The organism is Kribbella jiaozuonensis (assembly GCF_005233875.1).
Taxonomy (GTDB): Bacteria; Actinomycetota; Actinomycetes; order Propionibacteriales; family Kribbellaceae; genus Kribbella; species Kribbella jiaozuonensis.
On record NZ_SZPZ01000001.1, the window covers coordinates 2,239,269 to 2,255,875 of the forward strand.

Below are 16,607 nucleotides of genomic sequence, written 5' to 3' on the forward strand. Positions count from 1 at the left end.
CTGCCGAACGACCGGTCAACTCACCCGTCGCAGCTCCGCGAACGCCTCGGCGAGCTTCGGCAGCGTGTAGTGGGCGTTCAGGCCGCTCGGGTTCGGGAGGACCCAGACGCGGGTCGTGCCGATCGTGCGGTCCTGCTTGCCGATGGCCGCCGTGCGGTCGGCGAAGGCGTCGCGGTAGGCGGTGACGCCGAGGACGGCGAGCCACTCGGGCTGCACCTGGAGCACCTTGGCAACCAGGTTCTCGCCGCCGGCGACGAGCTCCGGGCGGGTGAGCTCGTCGGCGCGGGCGCTCGGCTTGTCGACCACGTTGGTGATGCCGAGCCGGTAGCTGAGCAACTCCTGCTGCTCGGCGGGCGCGAGTTGATGCGGAGTGAATCCACTCTGGTGAAGCGCCGGCCAGAACCGATTCCCCGGCCGGGCGAAGTGGTGCCCGGTCGCCGCTGACATCAGCCCCGGGTTGATCCCGCAGAACAGCACTCGCAGGCCGGGGCTGATGACATCGGGCAGAGCTTGCATGAGTGGAACGCTAACGTCAGTCGTTCTCGTTGTTCAGGTTGCCTGGCAGTTGGGACGCGATACAGCTGCGCGCCACGAACAGCCAGATCGTCTCGCCCAGGGCATCGACCCGGATCATCGCGGCGCCTAGATCGTTCGTGGAGTACCGGTAGCCGCCGCTCGCCGGCAGGGTGAAGCCGACCGGATCGTGCAGGCTGCCGCCGGCGTAGGTGCTGTCGGTGAAGTAGTTGTAGTAACCAGTGCACGCCGACGGGTTGATGCTGACGATGATCGCCCCGTTCCCGGTGTGCGGCGCCGCATCGAAGTCCCGGCCGAACGTACGGCGGTGGGACAACCGCTCACTCGTATCGTCACTGCAACTGGCCGCCACCGACGTCGAGTGCGAGGTGTCCAGCGCGCCAGGGACCAGGAACGCGCAGAAGTTCGACCCGTCCCCGGCCCGCCAGCGGCCGAAGTGGAAGTTGTTCGACGTCGTCGTGTGGACGTCGAACCTCGTCCCCGCGATCGCCGTACCCATCACGTAGCCGCACGACTTGTTCGCGAGCCAACCGCCGGCCGGCATCACCCCGTGGTTGTTGCAGGCCGCCGGCTTCTGCACGTTGCCGATCGTCGTGTACTGGTTGACCGCGTGAGCCGGCTGGGCGAACGCCACCACGCCCAGCACAACCCCGCAGACTGCCGCGATCAGCCGCCGCATCAGCAGAACCATCCGTCCTGGACCCAGCCGTCATGGTTGATATCGCCGTACGCGAACCCCCAGGCCCACTCGCCGTGGATCTCCTTCACCAGGAAGGTCTGTGGCTTGTGCAGCGTGCCCATCCGGGCGCCGCCGGGCGCGACGCGCAGTTCGAGGTCCTGCGCGCAGACGGTCTCGCGGACGCCGACGTGACCGTTGGCGGCGTTCGCCGGGACAGACGTGAGTACGGCGCCCGCGACCACGAGCGCACCGATCAGAGCGAGTCGTTTCATCACCACGACCCCCAACCGCCGAGGCACTCGATCCGGACGAAGCCCCAGTCGTTCGGGCCGAAGTCCTGGATCGAGGCCCAGCCGTTGTAGACCGGGTGCTTGCCGCGGGTGTGGCCGACCTTGTCGCCGTACGTCAGCGTCCGGATCGGGTGCACTGGACCGGGGATCGAGAAGTCGTAGTTCTCGTACATGGTCGCGTCCTGGCACACGATGATCGCGTGCTCGGGCACCTCGACCGCATCCGCCGCGGGCGCGGCGGCGGTCAGTGCGGCACCGGTGACGGCGACCGCGGTGAGGAGGAGGGCGGGTTTCCGTGTCATCAGAACCTCCGTGTCGATGTCATCTGTGATGACGGTAGGACGTGTCTTCAGAGATGGCAAGAGCTGTCATCAGTGGATACAGTGAGGCCGTGAGTGAGCGGAAGGAGTACTACGGGCTCGCCGAGATCGCCGACGCGCTCGGCCTGAACCGGCAGCTCGTCACGGCCTGGCGCCGCCGTCGCAGTCACGGCATCCCGGACCCGGACGGCGAGCTCTCGTCCGGCCCGATCTGGCGTGGTACGACGATCGAGCCCTGGATCGATGTGGTCCGCGAGCAGCGGGACGCGCCGGCACAGCCGATCAGCCCGGAGCTCGCGTTGAAGGCCGGCCGGCGGATGCTCCGCGTCGCGGCGCTGCTGCTCGAGGAGCCGATCCGGCTGAAGCTGCTCAGCCAGGCGCTGGCCGAGGCTCGCGAGTTGCTGCCGGTCATCGACGATGCCGCGGACGATCGGCTCGGCCGAGCGGTCCGGCAGCTGCTGTCGCCGCTACGTGCGACCGGTGACGATCCCGGCAATCTGCAGCGGTTCCGGCGCAAGGTCGTGGCCGAGTTGGCACAGCTGGAAACCCTGGTCGAACTGACAGCAGATTCCCTTCCGGAAGCGGACAGTGCCAGTTAGTGTGCGAGCCGTGATCGTCGACGTACCTGGCTACCGGCTGGCGGAGCCGCTGGGTGCGGGAGCGACAGGGGTGGTGTACGCCGCGAACCGGCTGGCGGACGGGGGCGCTGTCGCGATCAAGGTCGTGCATCCCGAGCTGGTCGACCCGCAGTACCGCGAACGGCTGCGGCGGGAGGCGCGGCTGGCCGCGGCCGTCGTGCATCCGGGCGTGGTGCGGGTGCACGAGGTCGGCGGTGAACGTGATCAGGCCTGGTTGGTGATGGACCGGCTGAGCGGCCCGGATCTCCAGCATCTGTTGGACGATGAAGGTCCGCTGCCGATCGAGCGGGCGGTCGGGCTGATGACGGAGGTCGCCGATGCTGTCGACGCGATGCATCGTGCGGGTGTCATTCATCGCGACCTCAAGCCGGCCAACATCATCCTGAACAACGACCGCCCGATGGTCGCGGACTTCGGCGTCGCCCGTCAGCTCGCCAGCCTCGAATCCACCACCGGCCTGGACCTGAGCGGTGACGCCGCCTGGCTGCACACCGGCGCACCGTCCGGCCCAGCGCTCGGCGCGATGGCCGGAACGATCGCGTACATGGCGCCCGAGCAGTGGCGCGGCGATCCGGTCACGCCCGCGACCGACGTCTACGCGCTCGGCGGCACGCTCTACAGCCTCCTCACTGGCAAGCGCCCGTACGAACGCCGCACGCTCCCCGAGTTGGCGTACGCCGTCGCGATGCTGCCGCCGCCGATCACGGGCATCACGCAGTACGACGCCGTGATCCGGAAGGCGATGGCGAAGGATCCGGGGGAGCGCTTCGCGACGGCGGCCGACTTCGCGAAGGCGCTCGGCACGGGAGTTGTTCCGCGGCAACGCTCGACCAGACGGCTCCTGCTCGCCGGGGCCGGCGTCCTGGTGATCGCGGCGGTCGGCGGAGTGTTTGCCCTGCGCAACCATCAGGCGAATGACGATCAGCTGACGGTGTGCGCGCAGGACGCGACGGTCAGGGACGCGCCGCGGAGCCGGACGGTGGTCGCGACGGTGTACTACGGGGACCGCTTGACGCCGATCTCGCCGCGCGACGGCGACACCTGGGTGCATGTGCGGCTGCCGGACGGCCGCACCGGATGGTCATTGACCGACTTCGTCCGGCATCACTGCTGATCGTCAACCCAGGGTTGACGCGGCTCGATCGTCAACCTAGGGTTGACGCATGACTCCTGGACCTGATCTGCAGCAGCTCATCAACACGATCAAGACCGACGCCGGCAGCGACGACGAGCTCGAGCAGCTCGCGACCGCGGCCGCGACGATCAGCGAACTCACCACGACCGGCGACGCCGCGCTCGGGTTCTTCGTCGACCGGGCCCGCGGTTCGGGGAAGTCGTGGGTCGAGATCAGCGCGGTGCTCGGCGTCAGTAAGCAGGCGGCCCACAAGCGGTTCGCCGACTCCTGGACCGCGCGGCCGGCGTTCGAGCGCTACACCCAGCGGGCGCGTTCGGTGGTGCAGGCGGCCGCCGATATCGCCAGGGCCCGCAACCACGACTTCATCGGCACCGAGCACCTCCTGCTCGGGATGTACAAGGAGCCGGGCGCGATCGCCGCCAAGGTGCTCGTCAAGCACGGCATCACCGACGAATCGGTCCTCCGAGCCGTCGATGTCGAGAGCCCGGCCGCCGAGCCGTCGACGGAACCGAAGGAGCTCGACGCCGAGAACCCGCCGTACACCCGGCGGGCGGCGCACGTCCTACAGGGCGCGGTCGGTGAGGCGCTCACCCTCGGCCACAACTACGTCGGCACCGAGCATCTCCTGCTCGCCTTCTACCGCGACCAGGCGGGTATCGCCACGAAGATCCTGCTCGAGCAGGGCCTGGACGAGTCAGCGGCCTGGGCCGATATTCGCGCGGCGCTGGAAGGATTCAAGAAGTAGGTTAGGCACATGCCTGACTGGTCTGCGCGGTTGAACGAGTTGGCGGTAGCGGCTGAGGTGCCCGGTGCGGTGCTCGGCATCTGGCAGGACGGTGCGACCACGATCACGCCGTACGGCGTGCTGAATACCGAGACCGGGGTGGAGACCACCGGTGACTCGGTCTTCCAGATCGGGTCGGTGAGCAAGCCGTGGACCGGGACGATGATCGTCCAGCTCGCCGCCGAGGGCCGGCTGCAGCTGGACGACCCGGTGGTCAAACTGTTGCCCGAGGCACCTATTGATCCGCGGATCACGGTCCGTCATCTGCTCACCCATACCAGCGGTATCGACGGCGACCTGTTCACCGACACCGGCCGCGGCGACGACTGCCTGGAGCGGTACGTCGCTCTGCTCGCCGACGTGGAGCAGCTCTTCGAGCCGGGTACGGCGTACTCGTACTGCAACGCGGGATTCGTCGTACTCGGCCGGCTGATCGAGGTCCTCGACGGCCGGGCCTGGGACGAGTCGTTGCGGGCGCGTCTGGTCGAACCACTCGGCCTGACGCACACGGTCACCCTGCCCGAGGAAGCCATCCTGTACCGGGCCGCCCGCGGTCACACGGCTGAGGACGGCTCGCCGGTCAAGACGTGGCAGCTGCCGCGCAGCATCGGCCCGGCCGGGCTGATCACGGCGAGTGCCGCGGACCTGCTCGAGTTCGCCCGGATGCACCTGGACGACGAGAGGTATGCGGCGATGCAGGAGCCGCAGGTGCCGTTCGCCGGCGGCATCGGCGGCTTCATCGATCTCGGCCTGACCTGGCGGATCTACGACTGGGACGGCCGCCGGATCTTCGGCCACGACGGCTCGACGATCTCGCAGACCGCCTTCCTGCGGGTCGATCCCGACGCCCGGCTGATCATGTGCCTGCTGACGAACTCCGGCAACGGGACCAGGCTGTTCGAGCCGCTCGCCTCCGAGGTGTTCCAGCACTACGTGGGCGTCAGCCACCCCGCGGCGCCGCAACCGGTCGACGGTCCGGTTGACGACCGGCATGTCGGACGGTACGAGCGCGCCAGCGTGCGGCTGGACGTCGTACTGCGTGGTGACCGCCTCGTGCTGACCGAGGAGGCGACCGGGGACCGGCTGGCGTTCGCCGAGGAGCCGGTGCACGAGTACGACGTACTGCCGACCGAGCCGCTCGACGGGGACCATTTCGTCGTTCGTTACTCTCCGGAGCACCCCTGGGTCCCGTTGACGTTCACACCGACTCACCTCTTCACCTCTGGACGCGTCACGCCCAGGCGGTGAGATAAACAAGGTGCAGTTTGGGCTGACCGAGCTAACGTCTTCAGCGTGACTAGTGCACCTGCTGAACTTCCCCGTAAGGCTGGTGACCTCCGGGCCGCCGGCTATCTGCCCCGGTCGATCAAGGCCGAAATCCGTGACAACCTGCTGAAACAGCTCCGGGCCGGGCGTGATCCGTGGCCCGGAATCGTCGGATTCACCCGCACGGTGATTCCGCAGCTCGAGCGCGCGCTGCTCGCCGGGCACGACGTCGTACTGCTCGGTGAGCGCGGTCAGGGCAAGACCCGGCTGCTGCGCACGCTGGTCGGGCTGCTCGACGAGTGGACCCCGGTGATCGAGGGCGCCGAGCTGCCCGAGCACCCGCTCGACCCGATTACCCCTGCTTCCAAGCGCCGCGCCGCCGAGCTCGGCGACGACCTGCCGGTCGCCTGGCTGCACCGCGACCTGCGGTACGCCGAGAAGCTGGCCACGCCGGACACCTCGGTCGGCGACCTGATCGGCGACGTGGACCCGGTGAAGGTTGCCGAGGGCCGCAGTCTCGGCGACCCCGAAACCATCCACTTCGGCCTGGTCCCGCGCTCGCATCGCGGCATCGTCGCGATCAACGAGCTGCCCGACCTCGCCGAGCGCATCCAGGTCGCATTGCTGAACGTGATGGAGGAGCGCGACATCCAGGTCCGCGGCTACACATTGCGGCTGCCGCTCGACGTGTTGCTGGTGGCAACGGCCAACCCCGAGGACTACACCAACCGCGGCCGGATCATCACGCCGCTGAAGGACCGGTTCGGCGCCGAGGTCCGGACCCACTACCCGCTCGACATCGACGCCGAGGTCGACGTGATCCGGCAGGAGGCCGAGTTCACCGCTGAGGTCGGCGAGCCGCTGCTCGAGGTACTGGCTCGATTCGTCCGGCATCTGCGCGAGTCGACCGCGATCGACCAGCGGTCGGGTGTGTCCGCCCGGTTCGCGGTCGCCGCGGCCGAGACGATCGCCGCCGCCGCGTTGCGCCGGAGCGCGATCACCGGCGAGACGCCGGCCGTCGCGCGACCGGTCGACCTGGAGGCGGTGCCCGCAGTACTGCGGGGCAAGCTCGAGTTCGAGCCGGGTGAGGAAGGGCGCGAGATCGAGCTGCTCGAGTACCTGCTGCGTCGGTCGGTGGCCGACACGGCACGCGAGCGCTTCGCCGGTCTCGACCTGACCCCGCTCGCCCATGCTGTTGCCGACGGCAACCTTGTGACGACCGGCGAGCGGGTGCCCGGCCGGGACGTGCTGGCCGCGTTGCCCGAGCTGCCCGTCCTGCACGATGTTGCCGCCCGCGCCGGCGTCGAGCCGGACGACTCGTCCGGCCGGATCGCCGCCGCCGTCGAGCTCGCCCTGGAGATGCTCTACCTGTCCAAACGAGTCGCCAAGGACGCCGACGACGACACGACGGTTTACGGCGGCTGATCATGTCGTCGATTCCAGAGGGCTGGTCGTACGGGCCGTGGCACGACGGGCCTGATCCGCTCAAGGCGCCCGCGGATCTGCGGGACGCGCTGGACGAGATCGGCCGCGACGTGATGAACGGTTCGTCGCCGCGGTCCGCGCTGGAGGAGTTGCTCCGGCGCGGGACCCGGAACACTCAGGGTCTGGACGACCTGAGTCGCCGTCTGTGGGAGCGCCGTCGCGAGATCGAGCGGCGGCACAACCTCGACGGCACGCTGCGCGACGTACAGCGGCTGCTGAACGAGGCGCTGGAGGCGGAGCGGCACGAGCTGTTCCCGAACCCGTCCGACGACGCCCGGTTCCGTGAGGCGCAGCTCGACGCGCTCCCGTCCGGTACGGCGGCCGCAGTACGGGAGCTGGCGAACTACGACTGGCAGTCGTCGGACGCTCGGGCGAAGTACGAGGAGATCCGCGAACTGCTCGGGCGTGAGCTGCTCGGGTCGCGGTTCGAGGGTATGAAGGAGGCGCTGCAGCAGACCACGCCCGAGGACGTCGAGGCGATCAACGAGATGCTGACCGACCTCAACGCGTTGCTCGCGGCGCACGCGCAGGGCCGGCCCGAGGTGCCGGAGCTGTTCGAGGAGTTCATGGCCAAGCACGGCGAGTTCTTCCCGGAGAACCCGCAGAACGTCGAGGAGCTCATCGACGTACTCGCGCAACGTGCGGCCGCGGCGCAGCGGATGATGAACTCGATGACACCCGAGCAGCGGGCCGAGTTGATGGAGCTGTCGCAGCAGGCGTTCGGCAGTCCGCAGCTCGCGCAGCAGTTGTCCCAGCTGGATGCTCAGCTGCAGGCGCTGCGACCGGGTGAGGACTGGTACGGGTCCGAGCAGATGAGCGGTGAGGATCCGCTCGGTCTCGCCGAGGGTGCGCGGGCGATGTCCGACCTCGCGGAGCTGGATGCGCTGGCCGAACAGCTGGCGCAGTCGTATCCGGGCGCGCGGCTCGAGGACATCGACCTCGACGCGCTCACCCGGCAATTGGGTGATGAGGCAACGGTCGACGCGCGTCGGCTGAGCGAGCTGGAGCGGGAGCTGCGCGATCAGGGTCTGATCGAGCGGGCGCCGGACGGTTCGCTGCGGTTGTCCCCGAAGGCGTTGCGTCAGCTCGGCCAGACGGCGTTGGCCGACGTACTGCGCGCTGCTCGCGGGGCCGGTGAGCGTGATGCGGCCAATGCCGGTGCGGCCGGTGAGCTGAGCGGGTCAACGCGGAAGTGGGAGTTCGGCGACACCCAGCCGTGGGACGTGCCGCGGACGGTGCGCAACGCCGTACTGCGGACTGCCCACACCGGTGGTGGCGGCGTGAAGCTCGACGTGGCGGATGTGGAGATCGCGGAGACCGAGCATCGCGCCCGGGCCGCGGTCGCGTTGCTGGTCGACACGTCGTGGTCGATGGTCCAGGAGGGCCGCTGGCTGCCGATGAAGCGTACGGCGCTCGCGCTGCACCAACTCATCTCGACCCGCTACCGCAACGACGCACTCCAGCTGATCACCTTCGGCCGGTACGCCGGGGTGGTGGAGCTGCCGCAGCTGATCGGGATGGAAGGCACCTGGGAGCAGGGGACCAACGCGCACCATGCGCTGCTCCTCGCCGGGCGCCACCTGCGTCGCCACCCGGACGCCCAGCCGGTCGTCCTGATGGTGACCGACGGCGAGCCGACCGCTCACCTGGAGCCCGACGGCACGGCCGAGTTCTCGTACCCACCCGAGCCGGCCACGCTTCGCAAGACGATCTTCGAGGTCGACCGCCTGGCCAAGCTGGGTGCCACGCTGACCGTCTTCCGTCTCGGTGACGATCCGCGGCTGAACGCGTTCGTCGACCTGCTCGCCCGGCGCAGTGGCGGCCGGGTCCTCGCGCCCGACCCCGACGGCCTCGGCGCCGCCGTGGTCGGCGACTACCTGAGGACACGCCGCAAGCTCTAACGCACCCTGATCGCGTGATCCGGGGCCTCGCCCTGGAGGATGGCAGCCAGTACGTCGATGCCGTCCACCAAGCGAGGCCCCGGCCGCGCGAAGTACCCGTTCGCGTCGACCGCCCACACCTGCGCGTCCGCGGGCAATGGCAACTCCGCAGTCAGCTTCGCGGCACCTTCCAGATCAAACCCGCACGGCGCCGACACAATCACCTCGGGTCGCGCGGCGCGTACGTCGTCCCAGGTGATCGAGACCGACCGCTGACCGGCTGTTCCCAGCACATTCGTCCCACCCGCAAGCTCCACCATCTCCGGCAACCAATGCCCCGGCGCAAACGGCGGATCCGTCCACTCGAGCAACGCGACCCGCGGCCCTGCAACCAGATGCTGGTGTTGCTTGAGCCTGTCGCGCAGTTCCTCAACGAGGGGCGTGCTGTCTCGACCGATCGCCTTTGCGACCGTCTCGATCGACGTCAGCACCTCGTCGAGGTTGTGCGGATCCGTGGTGACCACCTCGGCCCGGCAGCCCAGATAGCTGAGTGCTTCCTCGACGTCGGTCACCTCGATCGCGCACACCGCGCACAGGTCCTGCGTGATCACCACATCCGGCGCGAGCTCGCGCAGTACACCGGCGTCGAGGTGATACAGATCCTCCCCGGCCGCCACCTTCCGCCGTACGACGGCGTCGATCTCACCCGGCGTCAGGCCCTCGGGCAACGCCGTGGTCGACACGATCCGCCGACCGCGCGCCGCCGCCGGATAGTCGCACTCGAACGTCACGCCGACGACCTCGTCGCCGGCACCCAGCGCGAAGCAGATCTCGGTCGCCGAGGGCAGCAGGGAAACGATGCGCACCCGCCGACTCTAGCTGCCGGCAACGACCGGTACCCCGACCAAACCGCGCTACGCGTCCCGCCTGTGATTCATTTTGAGACAGCCCGATTGTCTCGCGTTGTCAACCAGGGAAGGGTTTTCCGGCCTTCGACCTGTGGGGAGCGTCACGTCAGCATCGTGAGACCAGTGTTCAACTGGACTGGTTTTTAGGCTTACCCTGAAAGCACGCCCCCGCCGCCGGAGTCGACGGGCCAGCGGGTTATCTGCCCGCGCCTGAAAGCACCCGCCTGCAACCCAGGGAGTGACCGTGCCGAAACTCGTCTACGACTTCGCCGAAGGCAACAAGGACATGAAACAGCTGCTCGGCGGGAAGGGGGCGAACCTGGCCGAGATGACCAATCTCGGCCTGCCGGTACCACCCGGCTTCACCATCACCGCCGACGCCTGCCGTGCCTACCTGGAGACCGGCGCGGTGCCGGCCGACCTCGCCGACGAGATCGACAAGCACGTCGATCTGTTGCAGCAGAAGATGGGCAAGAAGCTCGGCCAGGCCGACGACCCGCTGCTGGTCTCGGTCCGCTCCGGCGCCGCTGTATCGATGCCAGGCATGATGGAAACCGTCCTCAACGTCGGCCTCAACGACGACTCCGTGAACGGTCTCGCGCACCAGTCGGGCAACCCACGCTTCGCCTGGGACGCGTACCGGCGACTGATCCAGATGTTCGGCAAGACCGTGCTCGGTATGGAAGGCGATGTCTTCGAGGACGCGATCGAGGCGGCGAAGGAAGCCAAGGGCACCCGCAACGATCTCGACCTCGACGCCGACGACCTGAAGGCCCTGGTCGAGACGTTCAAGCGAGCCGTCCATGACCACACCGGCCGCGAGTTCCCGCAGGACCCGCGGACCCAGATGGACCTGGCGACCGAGGCGGTCTTCCGCTCGTGGAACTCCGACCGCGCAATCCTCTACCGCCGCCAGGAGCGGATCCCGACCGACCTCGGCACGGCGGTCAACATCTGCTCGATGGTCTTCGGCAACCTCGGTATGGACTCCGGCACCGGCGTCGCCTTCACCCGCGACCCCTCGACCGGTCAGCACGGCGTGTACGGCGACTACCTGCAGAACGCGCAAGGCGAGGACGTCGTCGCAGGCATCCGCAACACGGTCCCGCTCGCGGACCTCGAACAGCTCGACCAGACGTCGTACGACGACTTGATGCAGATCATGGCGACGCTCGAAGGGCACTACAAGGACCTGTGCGACATCGAGTTCACCGTCGAGCGCGGCAAGCTGTGGATGCTGCAGACCCGCGTCGGTAAGCGGACCGCGGCGGCGGCGTTCCGGATCGCGACCAGCCTGGTCGACGAAGGCGTGATCGATACCGACGAGGCGCTCCGGCGGGTGAAGGGTGCGCAGCTCGCGCAGCTGATGTTCCCGCGGTTCGACGCGGACGCCGAGAAGGAGCTGATCACCAAGGCGATCGGGGCCTCGCCGGGCGCGGCATCGGGCAAGGTCGTCTTCACCTCGGCCGCGGCGGTCGAGGCGGCCGATCGCGGTGAGAAGGTCATCCTGGTACGGCGTGAGACGAATCCGGACGACCTGCACGGCATGATCGCGGCGCAGGGCATCCTGACCAGCCGCGGCGGCAAGACCTCGCACGCGGCGGTGGTTGCCCGCGGCATGGGCAAGACCTGCGTCTGCGGCGCCGAGGACCTCGACGTGAATGTTGCCCAAGGCACCATCAAGGTCAACGGCACGATCATGGAAGCCGGTGAGCTGATCTCGATCGACGGCACCACCGGCGAGGTCTTCCGCGGCGAGGTCCCGGTCGTCCCGTCACCGGTCGTGCAGTACTTCGAGGGCTCGCTCGCCCCGGAAGCCGGCGAGGAACTCGTCGCGTCGGTGCATCGGTTGATGACCCACGCGGACGAGGTACGGCGTCTCGGCGTACGCACCAACGCGGATACCGCGGACGACGCGGCGCGGGCGCGGCGGTTCGGGGCCGAGGGCATCGGGTTGTGCCGGACCGAGCACATGTTCCTAGGGGAGCGGCGCGAGTCCGTCGAGCGGTTGATCCTCGCGGAGAGCGACGCCGAGCTCGAGGCGGCGCTGGCCGAGCTGGAGCCCTTGCAGCGTGGGGATTTCCTGGAGTTGCTGACCGCGATGGACGGCCTGCCGGTGACGATCCGGTTGATCGACCCGCCGCTGCACGAGTTCCTTCCGTCGATGGAGGAGCTCGCGGTGAAGGTCGCCGTGGCGCGTGAGCGCGGCGAGGACCCGGGTCGCAACGCGGCGCTGCTCGCGGCGGTCCAGCGGCTGCACGAGCAGAACCCGATGCTCGGCCTACGCGGCGTGCGGCTCGGACTGGTCATCCCTGGTCTGTTCGCGATGCAGGTACGGGCGATCGCGTCCGCCGCTGTCGAGCTGCGGGGCCGAGGTAAGGATCCGTGGCCGGAGATCATGATCCCGCTGGTCGGCGCCGTACAGGAGCTGCATCTGGCCCGCGACGAGGTCGAACGTGTGCTCGCCGAGGTCGGCGTCGCGGGGGAGATCCCGATCGGCACGATGATCGAGTTGCCGCGGGCCGCGGTGATCGCGGATCAGATCGCGGAAGCGGCCGACTTCTTCTCGTTCGGTACCAACGACCTGACCCAGACCACATGGGGCTTCAGCCGCGACGACGTCGAGAGCGCGTTCTTCTCGCGGTACCTGGAGAAGGGGATCTTCGCGGTGTCGCCGTTCGAGTCGATCGACCGCGAGGGCGTCGGCGCACTGGTGCGGACCGGAGTGGATCGCGGTCGCGCGACCAAGCCCGATCTCAAGCTCGGCATCTGCGGCGAACACGGCGGCGACCCGGACAGCATCCACTTCTTCCACGACGTCGGCCTCGACTACGTCTCCTGCTCGCCGTTCCGTATTCCGGTGGCGCGCCTGGAAGCCGGGCGGGCAGCATTGGCGGGTGACTAGAGAGAGTCTCCGGCAGACCTTCGGGGAGGACGCGGAGCTGTACGACCGCGTCCGCCCCACCTATCCACCCGAACTCTTCGACGACCTGGCCGGGATCGTGGGCGACCATCCACGTGTCCTCGAGATCGGCCCCGGCACCGGCCAGGCAACGTCCGCCATGGTGGACCGCGGCTGGCCGGTCACCGCCGTTGAACTCAGTCCCGACCTCGCCGGCGTGCTGAAGCGCAGGCTTCCGGGCATCGAAGTAATCGTCGCGGACTTCGACACCTGGGACCTGCCGGCGCAGACCTTCGAACTCGTCGTCTCGGCGACCGCGTTCCATTGGCTCGACCCGGCAACGCGCATGCAGCGATGTGTCGACGTCCTGCGGCCGGGTGGCGCGCTGGCGGTCGTGTCGACACATCACGTCGCGGGCGGAAGCGAGCAGTTGTTCGCCGACGTGCAGTCCTGCTACGACCGATTCACCGACGACGCCACCACGGACGGATTACCCGCGGCGGACGACGTACCTAATGATCCCGAAGGGATCGAACGAAGTGGGCTTTTCGGGTCCGTCGAGTTTCGCAGATATGTCTGGGATGTGGACTATTCGGCCGCGCAGTACCTCGAACTTTTGTCCTCATACTCGGGTCATCGGGCCTTGACAATCGAGCGGCGTGACCGACTGTACGACTGCATCGGCGCTCGCATCGAGGCAGCCGGGGGCTCGATCACGAAGCGTTATTTGAATCAACTGTCTGTAGGAATTTCTCTTAACCAACCCCTTGCGTAGCGGGTCATGGACTGGTCAGAATAACCGGGCGGGAAGGGAGATCACTCGTCGACTTTCGGGTCTGACCTGAACCAGCCGCTGTGGCGGCTCGTGACTCCCTTTCCCGCACCAAATCCCTTTGTTTCTTCGGTCGTTGTAGGGTTTCGGCATGGCCCTTTATGTCGTGCAGCTGCGCTTCGACCCCGCCGACACCGACCGCCGTCTCGAGGTCCGTCCGGCCCACCGCGAGTACCTGACCGAGCTGAAGGAAGCCGGCAAGCTCGTCACCGCCGGACCGTTCCCCGACCAGACCGGCGCCCTGCTCATCTACGACGTAGCCGACGAGGCCGAGCTCCGCGACATCCTCGCCAAGGACCCGTACACCCCGGCCGACGTCTACGAGCTCGCCACGCTCTCGGAGTGGCAGCCCCTCTTCCCGATCAGCTGAGCGACCCCAGCAACGCAAGCGTCTTCGCCCAGCCCTGCAGGAGGGCGGATTCGTTCGCAGGGCGGGTGCCACCGAGAGCGGTCGGCCCGATGATCGGGTGGTCGAGGATCGTGCCGTGCGGTAGGTACGGTGTGCCGCCGACGCCGTGACCCGCGCCGGTGACGATCACCGCCTCGTGCGGGAACTCGGCATGCGCTGTGTCGAGTTCCTGCATGATCAGCTCCGCGGACTGCCTCGAACCCCACTGCGCGTCGGCGGAGCCGGCCACGGCGAGGACCGGACCGTCCACGCCGTCGACCGGGATCGGATCCTCCGGCGCCAACGCCTTGCCCTGATAAGTCCACGCCGCGCCGCCTTGACGGGGGAAGGAGCCCGTCAGGTGGGCGCCCGGCGCGAACAGCACGGTCCCGTCGATGAGATGCGGGAAGTGATCGGCCACCAGCAACGCCGCCTCAGTGCCGAACGACGTACCCATCACGACCAGGCGCGCCGGATCGACCCCGGGTTGCCTCGCGAGCCAGGCGGCCGCCGACGCGAAGTACTCGAGCGGGATGTTGTGCAGGTCGTCCGGTACGCCGGGCGCGTGGAAGTACGCCAGCGCCAGCACCGGATATCCGTGCGACGCCAACAGGTTCGGGCTCGACTGCGGAGGTATGCCGCCTTCCGAGCCACCGAGCAGGAGGACCGCGGGATGCTTGGCGCCGTCCGGCTTCGGGGCGACGTAGATCCCGGTGAGCTTGTGCTTGGCCATCGTGAGCGACTGGCTTGTCACGCCGGCGGACGTCCACTGCCGGGTGAGCGTCGTACTCCCGAGCCGTTTCCCGTCGCGGCTCACGAAGACGTCGAGGTGCTCGACGAATCGTCCGTTGTCCGTCGGCGGGATGTACGACTGCTTGTCGGGATCGCCGTCCGGCGGGTTCATCGACCAGAACAGCCCCATCCCGTCGACGTTCTGGTAGCTCCCGCTCGTGGGCTTCGCGGTGTCGAGGTCGACGGTGCCGTGGGCGTCGGCGGTGAACGTCGCTTCGCCGTGCCACTTCTTTCCGTCCCGGTCTACCGCGTCGGCGCCGACGGTTGCCGACTCGTTCGCGGGTATGTCGGTCACCTTCAGGTGGACAGGTTGGTCGGCCAGCGTCACCGCCTGGTCGACGGTGAGGGCAGCGTGATCGGATCCGTTCGACGAACATCCCGCCACCACCAGGCAACAGGCGAGCGCAGTCGGCAACGATCGGTTCACCGATCCAGATTGACACCCGGGGGAGTCATTTCGAGCAGCGTCGAAATCAGGCTTCGGCGGCTTCGAGGTCCAGGTGGTCGACGTACGCCCAGAGCCAGACGAGCGGGGCAAGGACGAGTTCGGGTTCGTTGTCCTCGTCGGCGATGAACAGCATCGACGCCTCGCCGTTGCTGATGTCCTCGATCACCGCTTCGCACATCTCGAGCGCGAGCTCGAACGGCAGCAGTCGCGGCCCGTTCTCCCAGCGCGGCTCGGGCAGCGGCAGCACGGGCGCCTCGTCGGTCCCGTCCAGCTCGACCGATACCTTCTGCAGCTCCTCGTACAGGTCGTACGAGATCAGTCCCGCGAACGGTCGCCCGTCCAGCCCGATCAGGTACGGATCGTCGGCCCCCTCGCGGAAGGTGTCGCGGATGTCCGGCAGCGCCGCCTTGAGGTCGGTCGCCTCCAGGTACGGCGCTTCGTCCGGCTCCTCCTCGTCAACGTCCACCTCGACCAGCCCGCTGCGCATCTGGTCGAACTGATGCAGCAGCTGGTTCAACTCGTCGTACGCCCCGGCGCCCGGCGCCTGCTGCGCCCGCGCCTCCAGGTCGCGTAGGTGGTCGACCAGATCGTCCTCGAAGTGCAGCTCGTACCGCGGCAGGCCCGGCTCGCGACCAGCGTTGATCTGCGCGACGAGCTGCGTCGAGACCGGCCCGATCCGCTCGGCCAGCACCTCCAGCGGCGTGGTCGGCTTCTCCTCGTCGTCGTGAGCGCAGGAGTCGTCCTCGCCCTTGCCGTCGCCCTCCATCGCCAGCAGCACCTGGAACGCCTGGAACGAGAGCAGCGCGGCGGTCGCCATCGTCCCGTCGCCGATCAGCATCAGCGGATTCCCGCCGGCCTCGGTACGGCGTACGTGGTCGGACATCAGCGTCGCGGCCTGCTCGACGTTCACCTGGCTGGCCAGTGACGACAGCCCGTGGTCCGTGTCCACGCCGAGCAGCTCGACCAGCCGCTCCGAGCTCATGTCGAAGTTCGAGCGCAGGTAGTACCGCAGCCAGCCGGCGTCGACCGGGTTGCCGAGCAGCTCGGCGATCCGGGCGCGGAAGTCGGCCAGGTCGGCGATCGCCAGCACCACCAGAACCGGCTGGTCGCCGTCGCCGATCACCAGCGGCCGGGTATCACCGTTGTGGAATCCTTCGATTACCTGGTGCAAGCTGTCCGCGGCTGCCTCGAGCGGCCACGACTCCGCCTCGAACTCGTTGACCACCGCGGCGGAGGTGTCGTCGGGCATCTGCTGATCCTCTCCGGGGTGCGGCGGGAGTTGGGGGTAACTGTAGGCTGCGGGCGTTTCACCAGGTCACACGGGTC

16 protein-coding genes are annotated in these 16,607 nt (G+C 68.4%); 9 read left to right on the forward strand and 7 right to left on the reverse strand.

The window, feature by feature from the left end:
• Nucleotides 1-15: 15 nt before the first annotated feature.
• Genes mug through FDA38_RS10800 form a run of 4 tightly spaced genes read right to left on the reverse strand, consistent with a single transcriptional unit; the run spans nt 16 to nt 1,805 of the window.
• Nucleotides 16-516, reverse strand: a complete 501-nt coding sequence (mug, locus tag FDA38_RS10785) for a G/U mismatch-specific DNA glycosylase (protein ID WP_137253870.1) — start codon at nt 514-516, stop codon at nt 16-18.
• A gap of 16 nt (nt 517-532) precedes the next feature.
• Nucleotides 533-1,225: a hypothetical protein gene (locus FDA38_RS10790; protein ID WP_137253871.1), complete on the reverse strand. Its 693-nt coding sequence runs from the start codon at nt 1,223-1,225 to the stop codon at nt 533-535.
• Nucleotides 1,213-1,485 carry a hypothetical protein gene (locus tag FDA38_RS10795; protein ID WP_137253872.1) on the reverse strand — a complete coding sequence of 91 codons (273 nt, stop codon included), beginning with the start codon at nt 1,483-1,485 and terminating at the stop codon, nt 1,213-1,215. The genes FDA38_RS10790 and FDA38_RS10795 overlap by 13 nt, the downstream gene beginning before the upstream one ends.
• On the reverse strand, nt 1,485-1,805 hold the full coding sequence (locus tag FDA38_RS10800) for a hypothetical protein (protein ID WP_137253873.1): 321 nt from the start codon (nt 1,803-1,805) through the stop codon (nt 1,485-1,487). Before FDA38_RS10800 ends, FDA38_RS10795 begins: the two co-directional genes overlap by 1 nt.
• 89 nt (nt 1,806-1,894) lie before the next feature.
• On the opposite strand from FDA38_RS10800, the gene FDA38_RS10805 reads away from it, so the two are divergent.
• Genes FDA38_RS10805 through FDA38_RS10830 form a run of 6 tightly spaced genes read left to right on the forward strand, consistent with a single transcriptional unit; the run spans nt 1,895 to nt 9,032 of the window.
• Entirely contained in the window at nt 1,895-2,422 is a 528-nt protein-coding gene (locus FDA38_RS10805) for a hypothetical protein (RefSeq protein WP_137253874.1), read from the forward strand.
• A gap of 10 nt (nt 2,423-2,432) precedes the next feature.
• A complete protein-coding gene (locus tag FDA38_RS10810) occupies nt 2,433-3,575 on the forward strand; it encodes a serine/threonine protein kinase (protein ID WP_137253875.1) in 1,143 nt (380 codons plus the stop codon).
• Between the two features lie 49 nt (nt 3,576-3,624).
• Nucleotides 3,625-4,341, forward strand: a complete 717-nt coding sequence (locus tag FDA38_RS10815; protein WP_137253876.1) for a Clp protease N-terminal domain-containing protein — start codon at nt 3,625-3,627, stop codon at nt 4,339-4,341.
• Nucleotides 4,342-4,350: 9 nt separating this feature from the next.
• Nucleotides 4,351-5,628 (forward strand): serine hydrolase domain-containing protein, encoded by a 1,278-nt coding sequence (locus tag FDA38_RS10820; RefSeq protein WP_137253877.1) that lies wholly within the window; start codon nt 4,351-4,353, stop codon nt 5,626-5,628.
• A gap of 45 nt (nt 5,629-5,673) precedes the next feature.
• On the forward strand, nt 5,674-7,071 hold the full coding sequence (locus FDA38_RS10825; RefSeq protein ID WP_137253878.1) for a sigma 54-interacting transcriptional regulator: 1,398 nt from the start codon (nt 5,674-5,676) through the stop codon (nt 7,069-7,071).
• 2 nt (nt 7,072-7,073) lie between these two features.
• The gene (locus FDA38_RS10830; protein WP_137253879.1) at nt 7,074-9,032 is read left to right on the forward strand and encodes a vWA domain-containing protein; all 1,959 of its coding nucleotides are present in this window, start codon (nt 7,074-7,076) and stop codon (nt 9,030-9,032) included.
• Here FDA38_RS10830 and FDA38_RS10835 read toward each other — a convergent pair.
• The gene (locus FDA38_RS10835) at nt 9,029-9,877 is read right to left on the reverse strand and encodes a cobalamin-binding protein (protein WP_137253880.1); all 849 of its coding nucleotides are present in this window, start codon (nt 9,875-9,877) and stop codon (nt 9,029-9,031) included. The two genes, FDA38_RS10830 and FDA38_RS10835, sit on opposite strands and share 4 nt — an antisense overlap.
• A 286-nt stretch (nt 9,878-10,163) precedes the next feature.
• Between FDA38_RS10835 and ppdK the strand changes: the two genes are divergently transcribed.
• From ppdK to FDA38_RS10850, 3 genes are all read left to right on the forward strand, one after another.
• Nucleotides 10,164-12,824: a pyruvate, phosphate dikinase gene (ppdK, locus tag FDA38_RS10840; RefSeq protein WP_137253881.1), complete on the forward strand. Its 2,661-nt coding sequence runs from the start codon at nt 10,164-10,166 to the stop codon at nt 12,822-12,824.
• A complete protein-coding gene (locus FDA38_RS10845) occupies nt 12,817-13,596 on the forward strand; it encodes a class I SAM-dependent methyltransferase (protein WP_137253882.1) in 780 nt (259 codons plus the stop codon). Before ppdK ends, FDA38_RS10845 begins: the two co-directional genes overlap by 8 nt.
• 148 nt (nt 13,597-13,744) lie before the next feature.
• Nucleotides 13,745-14,023, forward strand: coding sequence for a YciI family protein (locus tag FDA38_RS10850; protein WP_137253883.1), 279 nt, complete (start codon nt 13,745-13,747; stop codon nt 14,021-14,023).
• On the opposite strand, the gene FDA38_RS10855 is transcribed toward FDA38_RS10850, so the two are convergent.
• Both FDA38_RS10855 and FDA38_RS10860 read right to left on the reverse strand, forming a co-directional pair.
• Nucleotides 14,016-15,260, reverse strand: a complete 1,245-nt coding sequence (locus FDA38_RS10855; RefSeq protein ID WP_202877618.1) for an acyl-CoA thioesterase/bile acid-CoA:amino acid N-acyltransferase family protein — start codon at nt 15,258-15,260, stop codon at nt 14,016-14,018. The two genes, FDA38_RS10850 and FDA38_RS10855, sit on opposite strands and share 8 nt — an antisense overlap.
• 46 nt (nt 15,261-15,306) lie before the next feature.
• Nucleotides 15,307-16,530, reverse strand: coding sequence for a hypothetical protein (locus tag FDA38_RS10860; RefSeq protein WP_137253884.1), 1,224 nt, complete (start codon nt 16,528-16,530; stop codon nt 15,307-15,309).
• Nucleotides 16,531-16,607: the final 77 nt, after the last annotated feature.

Bases quoted from the DNA above. Each gene is read 5' to 3' on its own strand.
- mug (WP_137253870.1), bottom strand. From the start codon at position 516: ATGCAAGCTCTGCCCGATGTCATCAGCCCCGGCCTGCGAGTGCTGTTC.
- FDA38_RS10790 (WP_137253871.1), bottom strand. From the start codon at position 1,225: ATGGTTCTGCTGATGCGGCGGCTGATCGCGGCAGTCTGCGGGGTTGTG.
- FDA38_RS10795 (WP_137253872.1), bottom strand. From the start codon at position 1,485: ATGAAACGACTCGCTCTGATCGGTGCGCTCGTGGTCGCGGGCGCCGTA.
- FDA38_RS10800 (WP_137253873.1), bottom strand. From the start codon at position 1,805: ATGACACGGAAACCCGCCCTCCTCCTCACCGCGGTCGCCGTCACCGGT.
- FDA38_RS10815 (WP_137253876.1), top strand. From the start codon at position 3,625: ATGACTCCTGGACCTGATCTGCAGCAGCTCATCAACACGATCAAGACC.
- FDA38_RS10820 (WP_137253877.1), top strand. From the start codon at position 4,351: ATGCCTGACTGGTCTGCGCGGTTGAACGAGTTGGCGGTAGCGGCTGAG.
- FDA38_RS10830 (WP_137253879.1), top strand. From the start codon at position 7,074: ATGTCGTCGATTCCAGAGGGCTGGTCGTACGGGCCGTGGCACGACGGG.
- FDA38_RS10850 (WP_137253883.1), top strand. From the start codon at position 13,745: ATGGCCCTTTATGTCGTGCAGCTGCGCTTCGACCCCGCCGACACCGAC.
- FDA38_RS10860 (WP_137253884.1), bottom strand. From the start codon at position 16,530: ATGCCCGACGACACCTCCGCCGCGGTGGTCAACGAGTTCGAGGCGGAG.